The sequence below is a fragment of the Pseudomaricurvus alkylphenolicus genome (assembly GCF_011683955.1).
GTDB lineage: Bacteria > Pseudomonadota > Gammaproteobacteria > Pseudomonadales > Cellvibrionaceae > Pseudomaricurvus > Pseudomaricurvus alkylphenolicus.
The window spans coordinates 468,005-482,345 of sequence record NZ_JAAQPI010000003.1 but is presented as its reverse complement, the minus strand read 5'-3'; the positions used below and the strand labels follow the sequence as shown (position 1 = coordinate 482,345).

Below are 14,341 nucleotides of genomic sequence, written 5' to 3'. Positions count from 1 at the left end.
AGGAATCACCATGTCTCAATTTGCCGACCGATCGGAACTGCAACTGTTTCGCGATAATGTCAAACGATATATCCAGGACAAGATATTACCCCACTACGAAGGCTGGGAAAAAGCTGAGATCTTTCCCAGAGAGGTCTGGAATCAGCTGGGTGAACAGGGCTTTTTGGCGGTGGATGTTCCTGAGGAGTACGGTGGCTATGGCAGCAACTATGAGTTTTCCATGGTGGTCGCGGAAGAGTTCTGTCGTTCCAACTGCGGTGCCCTGGGCGGCCCCATGATTGTCCACTCAGATATCGTGGCTCACTATATCCTCAATAACGGAACCGAGGAGCAAAAACAGAAATATCTGCCCAGGATGGTCAGTGGTGAATGTATCGGCGCTGTGGCCATGACGGAGCCAGGTGCCGGCAGCGATTTGCAGGGTATTCGCACTACGGCCAAGCGTGATGGTGATGATTACATTATTAACGGTAGCAAGACCTTTATCACCAACGGTCAGCACGGTGATGTCGTCGTTGTCGTGGCCAAAACCAATTTGGATGTGCCCGGTGCCAAGGGAACCACACTGTTTCTGGTGGATTCCGACACTCCTGGTTTCAGTCGTGGCCGCAATCTGGAGAAGATCGGGCTTCACGCCAGTGACACTTCTGAGTTGTTTTTTGAGGACGTCAGGGTTCCCGCTTCCGCTATTCTGGGGCAGTTGGATGCCGGTTTTGCGGTGTTGATGGGTGAGCTGCAGCGTGAGCGGTTGTCGTTGGCGATTTCGGCAGTCGCAGCGGCTGAAGGGATTCTGGATGAGACGGTTGCCTATGTGAACGAGCGTCAGGCATTTGGTGCGCCTATCGCCCAGCTTCAGAATACCAAGTTCAAGATGGCAGAGATGGCCACGGATGTGCGGGTGAACAAGGCGTTTACGGAAGAATGCAAACGCAGCTTTATCGAAGGCACTCTCGATGTGGCAACGGTCAGTATGGCCAAACTGTCGACCACAGAAATGCAGAATCGTGTTGCTGACGGTTGTCTGCAGTTACATGGCGGTTATGGCTACATGCGCGAATACGGGGTGTCGCGGGCGTTTGTGGATGCGCGTATCCAACGTATCTACGGTGGCACCTCGGAGATTATGAAGGAGCTGATTTCGCGCTCCGTGTTGAGTGCCTAGGTTCCACTGTTGTTTTTCCTGTCAGGGCTTACAATAATGTGAATTTTGCAATTGTATGGCCCTTGGGAATCCCGGTATGGAACTCAATTTCGATCAACGCATTACCATTCCCAGCCATTATGCGCGTGTGTTCAGGCAGGTGTTGGCCGATGCCGGGCATGATTTTGAGCAGGTATGCCGCGAGGCCAAGCTGCCACTGCAAGTGGTTGTGGCCACCGATGGGGTACTCGAGCCTGCCCAATACGTAGGCTTGGTCAAGCGCTGTTGGCATTTGATGGATGACGAATTTCTTGGCATGGGCGCGGAGCGCTGCAAGCCGGGTCTGTTCGCCTTAATGGTTCGTTATGTTCTTCATTTTGATACGCTTCGTGCATTACTGAAGGAGTATCAGCGCTTTTATCGCTCCACACGCGACGACGTGCGGATGGAATACGAAATCACGGATTCAGAGGTTCGCTGGTATTGTGATTTGGTAGACGCCCGTAACGATCCGGATCACTTTCTCATAGAGTTTCTGCTGGTGGCGTCGCATCGGCTTTTCTGTTGGATTACGGGTACAAGAATACACCCGACCCAGTGTTTTTTTGCTTATAGCAAACCCTCCCACTATCAGCATTATCGGGATCTGTTTAATTGTGAACATCATTTCGATCAACAGCGCTGCGGGTTTGCGTTTGATCTTAAACATTTGTCCAGTCCGCTGGTGCGCTCTTCTGAGGAAATGAAGGTGCTGTTGGAGTCGGCGCCTGCGCAGTTGATGGTGATGTCCGGTACCGATAACAGTTATACCACCCGTATCAAGGGTATGGCGCTGAAGCAGCAGAAGGAGGGGCGGGGCTTCCCGGATTTTGTTACTGTGGCTTCGGAGTTATGTGTGAGCCCTCAGACGTTGCGTCGCAAGCTGCAGGCTGAAAATACGAGTTATCAGGCAATCAAGGATTTGCTGCGGCGGGATATCGCCGTGGATAAGCTGATCAATGAGGATCTGCCGGTAGCCGATATCGGTCAGTTGGTGGGTTTTGTCGAACCCGCGTCTTTTACCCGGGCGTTTAAGCAGTGGACCGGTGTCAGCCCGGCCCAGTATCGAGCTCGTTCTGATACCTGAGAGACTTGCTAGCGTCCGTGAAAAACCGGTTTGCGCTTTTCGCTGACGGAGCGAAATCCTTCTTTCAAATCTTCTGAGTTGTTGCAGTGTTGAGCGATGGCGTTGGCGGCGTCGAGGTTGAGGTCGCCGAGGGCACTGTGGTTGCAGATATTTTTCATGGCTTTGACGGCCAGTGGGGCGTAGCCGGCGATGCGTTCGGCCAGGTGGCGAACGGTGTCTTGGAGTTGGTCTCGCTCAACCAGGTGGGTCAGGTAGCCGACGTTTTTGAGTTCTTGGGCGTCGAATTCTTCGCTGGCGATAAGCAGGCGTTTGGCGGTGTTGATGCCGAGGGTGGTGACGAATCGCTGGATGCCATTTACCGGATAGCAAAGTCCAATACGTGCGGGTGGTACAAACAGGCGCATGCCATTGATGCCGATGCGAAAGTCGCAGGCGAGACCGATTTCGGAGCCGCCACCGTAGGCGCTGCCGTTGAAGGCGCAGATGGTGGGGATGGGCAGTGCGGCCAGGTGGTCGGTCATGTCGGCGAAGAGTTCGCCGCTGATGGAGCCAGAGCCGAGTTCGTCGAGGGCGGCGCCGGAGCAGAAGGTTTTTTCGCCGGCGCCGGTGACGATCAGGACTCTGAGTTCGGGGTTGGCTTCGATTTGGTCGAGGTATTGTCTGATCAGGTCGATTTGCGGGCCGGCCAGGGAGTTGTGGCGTTCGGGGATGTTAAGGGTGAGGGTGGCGATGGTGCCTTCGGTGGTAAGTAGAACGCTGGTGTCTGGCATTTTGGGCTCCGAGGGGTTGTATCGGAGGCGGATTATAGCAGAGGAGAGGGGCATTTCGATGGTTGTTGCGGCAGAGCCGGGATCAGACTCGGATGGCACTTAATTAAGGTGGTTGCACCGATTTCGTAGGGCGGATTAGTCGCGAAGCGGCGTAATCCGCCGTTTAATTGGCCACGATGTGGCGGGTTTCAACAGTAGGCACTTGCCCGAATCTGGGAAGGCGTCGGGTTGGGTGCCTCAATCGGCGGCTGGGCGTTCCGTTTTCAGAGCGGTCGGTCGGCCCTCCGGCCTACCCTCAGTCACCAAAAAGCCCGGCAAAAAACGCCGGTCTTTTTGGCTCTTTCGGCGCCCTCTTTAATGCTCTGAAAACGAAACGCCCAGCCACCTTTGCATCGAGGTGCGCTGGGTTTTGTGCCTCAATTTTATGCCGCTTCGTGAGACAGTGGGTTACTGTTGACTCTGTGACCTTCGGCGGAGCGGATCACCATTTCTCCAATCGCCAGTGTGACGATGACGCCGATCAGTACTGGCCACTGAATGCCTTCGCCCGGGGTGTAAACAAACAGGACGATGCTCAGTGCCAGTACCGCCATGCAGGTGTAGGCCAGTATTCGGGCGGTAAGCAGTCCGCCGGGAATTTTGTAGGGGCGCGGGTGCTCTGGGTCGGTAATGCGCATTTTGACAAAGGCCAGCAGCATGCCCTGGTAGGGCAGCAGGAAGATGACGGCGCTGAAGGCGAACAGGGACCAGAACAGGTCTTCGTTGGAGCCGGCCATAAATCCGTAGAGACTGAGGGTCAGGGTGCTGACGATGCCCATAAGGATGGCGGCGCCCACCGGGGTGCCGCGGGTTTTGCTTTCGATGCCGAAGAAGCGGGGCAGTTCGCCTTCGTTGGCGGCTTCGGCGGCGGCGCGGTTGCAGCCCATGGCCCAGGTGACGCCGTTGGAGAAGAAGGTAAAGAGGGCGGCGACGCCCAGGGTGAGGGCGAATAGTTTGCCGGTGTCGCTGCCGCCAAAGAACAGGTTCAAGGTGTCCATCAAGCCTTCGACGAGGTTGATGTCGGCGGAGGGGATGGCGGCGAGTACGGCAGTGGTGCCCAGGACGTAGAGGGCGATGATGACGATGGCGGAGATAAAGATGGAGCGGGGGACGTCTCGCGCCGGGTTTTTCATTTCGTCGCTGCCGGCGCTGACCAGTTCGAATCCGAGCATGCCGTAGATGATGGCGGGGATGTATTGCAGGCTGCTGCCCCAGTCGGGTTTGAGGGTTTCGAAGGTCAGTGGGTTGGCCATGCCATGGTTTTGGGTGTAAAGGAAGCCACCGATCACAATGGCGACAAAGATAACGACTTTGAGGATGGCGCCGAGGTTGGGGATCCATTTGCCGACGTTGAGGGTGATGACGTTGACGGCGACGGCGACCCAGGTGAGTACGATGCCAATGGTGATTTGGCCAACCAGGGAGAGATCGGGGTCGAACAGTTGTTTGTAGATACCGGCAAAGAGGATGTAGATGGCCGGAACCCAGACAGCGGTGTTAACCCAGTAGCCCCAGGTGGCGCGGGAGGCCCAGCGGCGGCCGAAGGCGTCTCTGACCCAGGCGTAGATGCCGCCTTGCTCGGGGTAGGCGCAACCCATTTCGGCGCAGATCAGGGCGAAGGGTGCCAGGAATATGATTCCCAGCAGTAGCCACCAGGTGATCGCTGAAGCACCCACGGAAGCGGCTGCCGCCAGTGTGTCCAGCAGCAGGATGGCGGAGACGGTGAACAACACCATGTCCTTTTGACCCAGCGTCTTGCGGTGAGTGATGGCGTCGGTCATGGCGTCAGGATCTCTTTTTATTGTTGACGGTCGGGGTTGGGAGGTCCGATCTGTTCAGTCAGCATAGGGTTGAAAGTAGATTTTTGCCACGGGGATGGCGCTAAAGCCATCCCCCGATAGCGGGATAGTTATTTCAAACCCCAAATTATTTCAAACCCCAAATTATTTCAAACCATAGTGACCGGCAGTGGCATCCAGTGCACGATTGAGGCGATCAACCAGAGTGTCGATTTCCTCGCGGTTGCAGATCAGTGGTGGGGCGCTGACCATGGCATCGCCCACGGCTCGCACCATAAGACCATTGCCGATGGCCTGGTCGCGACAGTAGACCGCACCTGCCGACTCTGGCGCCAGGCGTTCACGGGAGGATTTGTCTTTAACCAGCTCCAGCGCGGCGAACATGCCCAGGCCGCGAACTTCGCCCACAATGGGGTGGTCTGCCAGGGTGCGCAGTTGCTGCTGGAAATAGTCCATGATTTCGCCACTGTTTTCGATGATCTGGCTGTTCTTGAGAATGTCCAATGTGGCAATACCCGCCGCTGCCGCCGCCGGGTGGCCGGAGTAGGTGAGACCATGGGCGAATTCGCCTTCGTGGGCCATAAGCACGTTGGCGATCTTGTCACCCACCATAACACCGCCCAGGGGCTGGTAGCCGTTGGTGACGGCTTTGGCGAAGGTGATCAGGTCAGGCTCGTAGCCGAAGGTCTCACAGCCGAACCAGTTGCCGGTGCGGCCAAATCCGCAGATGACTTCGTCGGAGATCAGCAGGATGTCGCGCTCGCGGCATATACGCTGGATTTCGGGCCAGTAGGTTGCAGGCGGCACGATAACGCCACCGGCACCTTGTACCGGCTCGGCGATAAAGGCGGCGACTTTGTCTTCACCCAGTTCGTCAATTTTGGCCTCAAGTTCTTTGGCAGCTTGCAGGCCAAATTCTTCGGGACTGAGGTCACCGCCATCGGCAAACCAGTGGGGCTGGGCGATGTGGTGTACATAGTTCAGGCCGGTGAACTGCTTGTGCATGTAGTCCATTCCGCCCAGGGAGGCGGCGGCGATGGTGCTGCCGTGGTAGCCGTTCTTGCGGCTGATGATGTGTTTTTTCTCGGGTTTGCCCAGCAGGTCGTAGTAGCGGTGCACCAGGCGAATGTTGGTGTCGTTGGCTTCAGAGCCGGAGTTGGTGAAGAAAACGTGGTTAAAACCGGCCGGGGTGACGTCGACCAGTGCTTTGGCCAGTTCCACCGCGGGCTGATTGGAGCAATTAAAGAAGTTGTTGTAGTAAGGAAGTTGCTGCAACTGATTGGTAATGGCTTCGTTGATGGTGCTCTGGCTGTAGCCCAGGTTGCAGCACCAGAGGCCGGACATGCCGTCGAGGATCTGGTTGCCATCGGAGTCCATGATATAGATGTGCTCAGCGCCGGTCACAATGCGGCCGCCCTTACCAGCGTACTGCTGGAAGTCGGTAAAAGGATGTAAGTGGTGAGATTGGTCCAGGGCCTGCCACTGCTGAGTGCTGCGCGCTTGCGTCATCGTGAATCTCCTCTATAAATCATAAGGTTGTGTATTTGATCCTGTCACACAGTCTGACACAGCCTGAGGCAAATGAACTTAACCCCATAGGGGTGGTTCGCGCACTGCCCGTACAACCCTTTGGGGTTATGTTTTCTTTGCGCCAACGGGCATAAGGTGTTTAGCATCCGCCGTCACAGCTGACGGTGGTGGGCGTAAGCCTCATAACAAGAATTCAAAAAACCAACTATTCACAGAAGAGCGGATTATGAACATATCACGACTAAAGCAACCCATTATCGCTTCCGTTTTAGGTCTATCGGCCTTTAGCCCGACGCTGCTGGCGGCGGTGATCGAGGAGGTGATCGTCACAGTGCAGAAGCGCGAACAGACCCTGCAGGAGGTGCCGGTGGCGGTGTCCGCCTTTGAAGGGGACATGATGGCCAAAATGGGCATCGGTGATGTGCGCGGCCTGGTGGATTTAACGCCGGGCTTCAATGGCAAAACGGAAGACAGCTTTATTGATGCCCTTGCCATTCGCGGTATTGGTACCAATGACTTTGGTATCGGTGGTGACCCTTCTGTGGCGATTTTCCAGGATGGCATCTGGGCCGGTCGCAACGGTGGTGTGCAAATGGCCTTCTATGACCTGGCTCGCGCTGAGGTGGTAAAGGGGCCCCAAAGCACCCTGTTTGGTCGTAATGCCATTGCCGGTGGGATCAATATCCTGAGTAATAAGCCGGTGGATGAGTTCGAGGGCAATATCAGTTTGACGATAGCCGAATACGGCGAAATCGAAGCCGTGGGAACGGTTAACCTGCCCCTGACCGACAGTCTTTACTTCCGTGGCTCCGCCTATTGGAGCGAAGCAGATGGCTGGCTCGACAATACCGTTGACGGCAAGGAGCTGGGGGAAAAAGAACTCTCCTCCACCCGTCTGGCACTGCGCTATGCCGGCGATGAAGTGGATGCGGTATTCCGTTTGACTTACGAAGATCGTGAGCAGGCGCCGTCTGTTTACTGGACGCCCACCAATGGTTTGCCGGAAGACAAGGTTGCGTCTGATCTCAGTGGCGAAGGTTTTGACCGCGGCGAAATTCTTACCGTCACCGCCAATATTACCTGGGATTTGGCAGAAAATTACACGCTGGTTTCCACCACCGGCTACAAGACTTACGATTTTGACTATCTGGAAGATTTCGACGGCACGGCGTTGTATGTGAACAACTACGGCCAATCGCAGGAAGTGGATTATTTCAGTCAGGAATTCCGTCTTAACTACGATGGTGGCGGCGACATTACCTGGTTTGCCGGCGCCAGTATTTACCGCGAGACGGTGGATGCCACCTTCACCAACGCTTACAACGAAGACCATCTCTGTATCGCTATTATTGAAACGGATGAGGGCGGTGGCGCCGCTGGTTGTGACGATCCGGTGTTTGAAGCTTACTGGGAAGACGATATTGATCCGGCGGACATTCTGACCGATAAAGCGGAAGTGAATATCAATGAACTGGAAAGCGATGGTTGGTCTGTTTACGGAGATGTGACCTGGCAGGCGACCGCGGATCTGGATATCACCATCGGTGGTCGTTATACCGTCGACAACAAAGAGATGAAAACCCAGGTGCTTGACAGTGGCGGTGCACTTGGCAACACCTTCTCTTGGGAGTTTTACACTGACGGCTTTGTCGAAGACGACGATTCCTGGAGCGAATTCACGCCCCGTATCGCCGCTAACTACATGGTTAACGAAGATATCGGCCTCTACGCCAACTACTCCAAAGGCTACAAAACCGGTGGTTATTCCACGTTCGGTATCGCCAATGACGGTACCTTCGAATTTGGCGGGCAGCTGGAAGCGGGAATGCCTCTGGCGTTTGAGCCAGAGGAGACTGATAGCTACGAGGTCGGCGCCAAGACCAAATTATTGGATGGCAGTCTGCACCTGAACGTGGCGTACTTCTTTTACACCTATACCGATCTGCAACTGATTATCTTTGAAAGTGGCTCCCAGCTGGTGAAAAATCTGGGCGAGGCGGAGAACCAGGGCATTGAAATGGATGCCCACTGGACCCCCGGTGAAAATTGGGATATCCGTGCCGCCTTTGCCTGGCAAGACAGTGAGATCACTGAAGAAATTGAAGAGGGTGATGGCAGTAAGGGCAACCACTTACCGATGGCACCGGAAGTCAGCGGCAGCCTGATTGCAACCTATAACCAGCCGGTGTCAGGCGGCAACATGTTCTACACCGTGCAGTACGTGTACCAGGATGAAATGTTTGGCGGTACCGGTAATTTCGATCTCGCCAAGGTTGATGCCTGGGATCAAGTGGACCTGCGGCTGGGTTACGAGAGCGATGACGAATGGTCCCTGACCCTGTGGGCAACCAATATTTTCGAAGAAGAGTACTTCGAGCGGGGTTGGGAAAACGCGGATGAAGACGACACTGCCGGATTCGGTTTGTTGAACTCTTTGGTCTGGCCCGCCAAACCACGCACTATTGGTCTGACGCTGGACATGAGCTTCTGATCAAATCTTTCGGGGGGGCATTGCCCCCCATGTTCTCCTCACACCCTACAGCGACTTTGGGACAATTTATGCCAACTCAACATACGGATCTGCAACAGTTTCTGGAACAACACCCCGATATCGAAATGTTCGAGGTGATACTTCCCGATCTCAATGGCCGCCAGCGCGGCAAGTGGATCGCCAGAGACAAGATCGAAAAAGCCTTTGCCGGCAGTCTCAAGTTGCCCATCAGCAGTCTGGCCTTTGATATCTGGGGCCGCGATCCCGAAGCACTGGTGTTTGACAGCGGTGACGCTGATGGTCTGGCTGTTGCGGATATTAACACCCTGGTACCGGTACCTTGGTTAAAGCGCAAAACCGGTCAGGTGTTGTTGTCCATGAGTGAAGTCACCGGGGAGCCCTGCGCCTACGACGGCCGCAATGTGGTGCGGGCACTGATGGAGCGTTTTCAGCGCTTGGGCCTGACTCCGGTAGTGGCCTGCGAAATGGAGTTTTCCCTGTTTCGACAGGAGTTGGACGAGCAGGGGCGGCCCTGTCATACCCAGTCCGAACTCGGAGCGACTATGGGGGCGGGCAGTACCTACGGCATCGAAGCCATGCAGGACGTCAGTGATCTGATGCACGATATCTACGACGCCTGCGAGGTGCAGGGATTGCCGGTGGACACACTGATTAAAGAGGCGGCACCGTCCCAATACGAAATCAATCTCTATCACCAGGATGATGCCCTGCGCACCGCCGATCAGGCATTTATGTTACAGCGAGTTATCAAAGGCGTGGCGAAGCGACATGGCTATCGGGCCTCGTTTATGGCCAAGCCCTTTGGTGATCAAGCGGGCAATGGTATGCACGTGCATTGCAGCGTGATAGACAAAGCCGGAGCAAATGCTTTCAATAACGGTACTGAGGAGGGCAGCGAGTTATTGCGGCACGCCATCGCCGGCTGCCTGGCTGGCATGGCCGACACCATGTTAATGTTTGCTCCTCATCTCAATTCTTATCGACGTTTTCAGCGCGGTTCACACGCACCACTGGCGGCCAATTGGGGCTACGAAAACCGCACCGTCTCCGTTCGTGTGCCGGCGGATAAACCTCAGGCGAAGCGAATCGAGCATCGAGTGGCCGGAGCGGATGCCAATCCTTATCTGGTGGTGGCGGCGATCCTGGCGGGTATCCTGCGTGGCATTGAAGAGCGCCTGGATGCGCCCGCGCCTATCGAGGGTAATGGTTATGAACAAAGCGAGCCGGATCTGCCTACGCAATGGTTTCTGGCGCACCATCGATTTGCCCACTCCGAGTTTGTGGGCCGCTATCTGGGCGAGCCTTTTCAGCGCACGTTTAGTGCCGTGAAACTGCAGGAGCTGGATGAGTTTAGCGGCCAGATTTCAGCGCTGGAGTACGAAACGTATCTTTAGTATCCATTCCCGCGTGATATGAAATGGTTTAATGCATATTCATTGTAATTGTAGGGTGGATTAGCGAAGCGTAATCCACCTTAGTTTTACGTTCCTGGGTTGGCGTGGAGCTAAGTGGCTTGCCCCCCGGTGCGCAGGTTCAGATAAGTCGCCAGCGCATCGCCCTCCTCATAATTCTCTACGCTCATCAGCGAATCGATAAACAGATAAAACAGTTCCGCCTGGCTGCTGACTTCCAGCTTGGCGTAGGCGTGTTTTCTGTGCAGCTTTACTGTCTCCATTGAAATCGATAGCTTCTCCGACAGCGAGCGGGTGCTGTGGCCGCGCAAAATCATATTGATGACCTGCTTTTCCCGTTCGGTGAGCAGGCTGTCGCCAAAGGAGTTGAGAGCGGTCTGGAGTTGCAGTCGCAGTTTGTTCTGCTGGCCCGGTGCCGAAGCCCAGCGTTTCTGCACCAGGGTGTTAACCATCGGTGTGATGTCCCGCAACAGATCCAGCTCCGCCTTGCGGAAGTTGGCCGGGTTCAGCGTGCGCCCCAGAGAAACGTTGACAAAGCTGCCCCCGCCCAGATCGATGATGTAACCGCATTCGTCATGCAAGCCAGACAAGCGGTACCAGCTGTTGTAGTACTCACTTTGCCGAAACCCTTTGGGCGCCAGGTCCTTTAACCGGAAAAACCCATAGTTACCTTCTACGGAAGCCAGGTAAAAGGGGTCGAGCAAAAACGGCGCCTTGACGAAACTGTCCATATGCAGGCTGCCGCCCTGGTCGGGGGATTCCAGGTATTCGCACAGCGGCATATCCTCAAACGGGTACAGAATAATGGAGACGTCGTCCAGGTCGATCAGATCCTTGAACATGTCGGTCAGCCGGGTGGGGTAGTCATCACTCTGCAGGTGTTCCAGCAGGGAGCTGGCGTGATGGCTGAAAGTGGCCAGGCGGGACGGCGATGGACGAGACATAGCGTTGTCAGTCTTATTAATGCTGTTCGGGCAATGGTAGCTGAAGTTGCCCGTTGGCGCTAACGGTCAAATCTCGACTGGCATCTGGCGCGTAGGGGCAAATGGCGAAGGCGGGGTGTTTCTATACTGGGCGTCGAGATTGAGTGAGACCCTTCTATTCTTACCTGGGAGACAAGAGATGCCAACAGCGAACCAGCTGCAGCGCTTTCCACTGTTTATCAACGGCGAATTTTGCGAGCCGGACAGTGGCGAGTATTCGCCGGTGATCAATCCGGCTACCGGAGACGTCGTGGCCGAAGCCGCCTGCGGCAATCAGAATGATGTGGATTGTGCCGTGGCGGCGGCCCGAAAGGCATTTTATGGCGATGCCAATTGGCGGCGTATGGCACCGGAAAATCGCGCTAGAATCCTACAGCAGTGCGCTCAGGTGGTGCTGGCCAATGCCCGGGAACTGGCAGTGCTGGAGGTAACCTGTTCCGGCGGTACCCTGAATCGGGTTAGCGGTCTGGATTTGCTGGCGGTGGCCGATCTCTTCACCACCCTCGCCGATGAAGTCAAACAATTTCCCTTTGTGGAGTCCTTGCCCGCCAAGCCTCTGCCCGAGCTGACGCATACGCAAATCTGGCGCGAACCGATCGGTGTTTGTGCGCTGATTACCGCCTGGAACTTCCCAATGCTGCTGTTTGCCATGAAGGTGGCACCGGCGCTCGCAGCCGGCAATACCATGGTGGTCAAGCCCGCAGAGAATACACCAACCTCTACGGTTAGGTTGGTGGAATTGCTCAATCAGGTGCTGCCCAAGGGGGTGTTGAATGTGGTTTCCGGGCCGGGCTCGGTCGTCGGTGAGGCGCTGACGCTGCACCCGGATGTCGATAAGGTTTCTTTTACCGGCTCCACCAACATGGGCCGCCGCGTTCAACAGAATGCCGCGCTAACCATGAAGCGAGTCACCCTGGAGCTTGGTGGCAAGGGGCCGGGTATAGTACTGCCCGATGCCGACCTGGAGCGAGTCGCCTATGGCGCGCTTTGGGGCGTTTATCTCAATGCCGGTCAGGCGTGCGAATCCGGTACGCGATTGCTGGTGCATGAGAGCATTTACGAGGATCTTCTGCAGCGCTTAAAAACCCTCTCCGAGCGGGTGGTGCTGGGTAATCCCATGGATCCGGCGACGGGCATGGGCCCCATGTCCAGCGAGAGCCACTTTCACAAAGTCCTGCAATATATTGACTCAGCCAAGGCTGAGGGTGCTCGTATTGTCACGGGTGGTAAGCGCGCTGATGTTGAGGGTTGTGAAGGCGGCTTTTTCGTCGAGCCCACGGTTATTGCCGATGTGACCAACGCCATGAAGGTTGCCAGAGAAGAAATTTTCGGACCGGTGCTATCGGTTATTAAATACAGTGATCTTGACGATGCTGTTGCGATGGCCAATGACTCTGACTATGGACTGTCCGCGGGCGTCTGGACGGAGGATCTGGTGCAGGCGCAAACCATCGCCCGGGAATTGCAGGCGGGTTCGGTATGGATCAACGACTGGCACATGATGCGTGGTGATGCCGCTTTCGGTGGTTTTAAGCAAAGTGGCTACGGCCGTGAATTTGGTAAGTACAGTTTGAGCAGCTATGTGGAAACCAAGTCGGTATCCACATCGTTTGAGCGCAATCCGGCGGCCAAGAAGCTGCATCGTATTGTCCACACCCAAATGCCGTAATCACCGCTGCAAATTTATCGAGGCAAATAACATGTCTAAGACAGGATACTTTCAATACAACATGCGCACCGCGGTACACTGTGCGGTGGGTGGAATCGTGCGCTTGCCCAGTTTGTTCGAAGGGCTCGGTGCCAAACGGGTTTTGCTGCTCAGCGACGCTGGTCTAAAGCAGGTGGGCATCGTTGATAAAGTCGTGCAGGTGTTTGAAAACATGAACTCCGGCACCACGCCAAAGTTGGTGGGAGTTTACCCGGAAATTACACCGGACGCCGGTTGTGATGCCGTCAATGCAGCCCTGAGGTATGCCCGGGAAATCGCGGCCGATTCAATTCTTGCCGTGGGCGGCGGCAGTGTTCTGGATGCCGCCAAAGGTGTTAAGTACGCATTGCATCACAATCTGACTGACTTTCGGGAAGTGGTTGACGGTGGGATTCGTCTGGAGAGCTGGCCAAGCGCCCAGCCCATTTCTATTCCCCATATTGCGGTACCCACGACCGCCGGGACAGGGGCCGAAGTGTCCGCTGGTGCCGTATTCCTGAACGAAGAGACGGGCATCAAGTGCAACCTGGCGGCACCATTTATTGAAGCGGATATGGCGCTGCTGGATGCCCAGTTGACGGTTGGGTTACCTGCTGGCTTAACGGCTTCAACCGGTATGGATGCACTGACCCATGCGTTGGAGGCGGTTGCCTCCCCCAGTGCCAATCACTTCTCGGATGCGCATGCGTTGTTGGCGGCTCAATTGATTGAACAGAACCTGCCCAAGGTGGTGCAAAACGGTAAGGATATCGACGCGCGCAACAATATGATCCAGGCCAGCACCATGGCAATCAACGCCTTTATGATGTCCCTGAATGCTATCCCGGTGCACAACTGTGCCCATGCCTTTGGTGGTCTCTATCATGTGCCCCATGGTGATGCCAATGCCGTGTTATTGCCGATTGTGATGGAAGCTCTGCCGGAATTTTATGCGGCCAATGCGTCCCGATTGGCACAGGCACTTAACCTCGACAGCAACGCCAGCGGCGAATCTTTGTTGGCCGATGTGGTGGAGCATCTGCGTCAGTTTCAGCAGCGTATTGGCTGTGCCACGGACTTTAAGCGTTGGCATGTCAGTGTCGAAGACCTGGAGCGTCAGATAGTGGCGATTGCGTCCGATCCGGCCGCGCTTTTCTACCCCATACCTGTGGATCGCATTCAGCGGATTGCCACCAAGGCGGTGGGTTAAGGTCAAGACCGGCCGGTCACGGTGAATACTGTTCAGGCGCTTCTTCGGCAGATTGTGGCAAGGTGGCGCCTTTGTTTTCCTGTTGGGCCAAAATGAGTTAAAAAGCGATTAAAAATAACCAGATATCGAAGT

10 protein-coding genes are annotated in these 14,341 nt (G+C 55.5%); 6 read left to right on the top strand and 4 right to left on the bottom strand.

The features are described 5' to 3' along the window. Positions 1-10: 10 nt before the first annotated feature. Together HBA55_RS10810 and HBA55_RS10805 are read left to right on the top strand one after the other, a co-directional pair. Positions 11-1,162, top strand: coding sequence for an acyl-CoA dehydrogenase family protein (locus HBA55_RS10810; RefSeq protein ID WP_166990335.1), 1,152 nt, complete (start codon positions 11-13; stop codon positions 1,160-1,162). Between the two features lie 76 nt (positions 1,163-1,238). Continuing rightward, on the top strand, positions 1,239-2,267 hold the full coding sequence (locus tag HBA55_RS10805) for an AraC family transcriptional regulator (protein WP_166990332.1): 1,029 nt from the start codon (positions 1,239-1,241) through the stop codon (positions 2,265-2,267). An 8-nt stretch (positions 2,268-2,275) separates the two neighbouring features. Here HBA55_RS10805 and HBA55_RS10800 read toward each other — a convergent pair whose 3' ends face one another. The 3 genes from HBA55_RS10800 to HBA55_RS10790 all read right to left on the bottom strand — a co-directional run bounded on the left by HBA55_RS10800 (position 2,276) and on the right by HBA55_RS10790 (position 6,384). Next, on the bottom strand, positions 2,276-3,037 hold the full coding sequence (locus tag HBA55_RS10800) for an enoyl-CoA hydratase/isomerase family protein (RefSeq protein ID WP_166990330.1): 762 nt from the start codon (positions 3,035-3,037) through the stop codon (positions 2,276-2,278). Between the two features lie 422 nt (positions 3,038-3,459). Further along, positions 3,460-4,857 (bottom strand): APC family permease, encoded by a 1,398-nt coding sequence (locus tag HBA55_RS10795; RefSeq protein WP_166990328.1) that lies wholly within the window; start codon positions 4,855-4,857, stop codon positions 3,460-3,462. A 162-nt stretch (positions 4,858-5,019) separates the two neighbouring features. After that, positions 5,020-6,384, bottom strand: coding sequence for an aspartate aminotransferase family protein (locus HBA55_RS10790; protein WP_166990326.1), 1,365 nt, complete (start codon positions 6,382-6,384; stop codon positions 5,020-5,022). Between the two features lie 247 nt (positions 6,385-6,631). On the opposite strand from HBA55_RS10790, the gene HBA55_RS10785 reads away from it, so the two are divergent. Continuing rightward, positions 6,632-8,896, top strand: coding sequence for a TonB-dependent receptor (locus HBA55_RS10785; RefSeq protein ID WP_166990324.1), 2,265 nt, complete (start codon positions 6,632-6,634; stop codon positions 8,894-8,896). A 68-nt stretch (positions 8,897-8,964) separates the two neighbouring features. Then, complete coding sequence (locus tag HBA55_RS10780) at positions 8,965-10,311, top strand: glutamine synthetase family protein (RefSeq protein ID WP_166990322.1); 1,347 nt, start codon at positions 8,965-8,967, stop codon at positions 10,309-10,311. Positions 10,312-10,421: 110 nt separating this feature from the next. Here the strand turns inward: HBA55_RS10780 and HBA55_RS10775 are convergent, their stop codons facing one another. After that, positions 10,422-11,273: a helix-turn-helix domain-containing protein gene (locus HBA55_RS10775; protein ID WP_166990320.1), complete on the bottom strand. Its 852-nt coding sequence runs from the start codon at positions 11,271-11,273 to the stop codon at positions 10,422-10,424. Positions 11,274-11,451: 178 nt separating this feature from the next. Here HBA55_RS10775 and HBA55_RS10770 point away from each other — a divergent pair, with 178 nt between their 5' ends. Both HBA55_RS10770 and HBA55_RS10765 read left to right on the top strand, forming a co-directional pair. Continuing rightward, on the top strand, positions 11,452-12,981 hold the full coding sequence (locus tag HBA55_RS10770; protein ID WP_166990318.1) for an aldehyde dehydrogenase family protein: 1,530 nt from the start codon (positions 11,452-11,454) through the stop codon (positions 12,979-12,981). A 31-nt stretch (positions 12,982-13,012) separates the two neighbouring features. Continuing rightward, a complete protein-coding gene (locus tag HBA55_RS10765; RefSeq protein WP_166990316.1) occupies positions 13,013-14,209 on the top strand; it encodes an iron-containing alcohol dehydrogenase in 1,197 nt (398 codons plus the stop codon). Positions 14,210-14,341 lie beyond the last annotated feature (132 nt).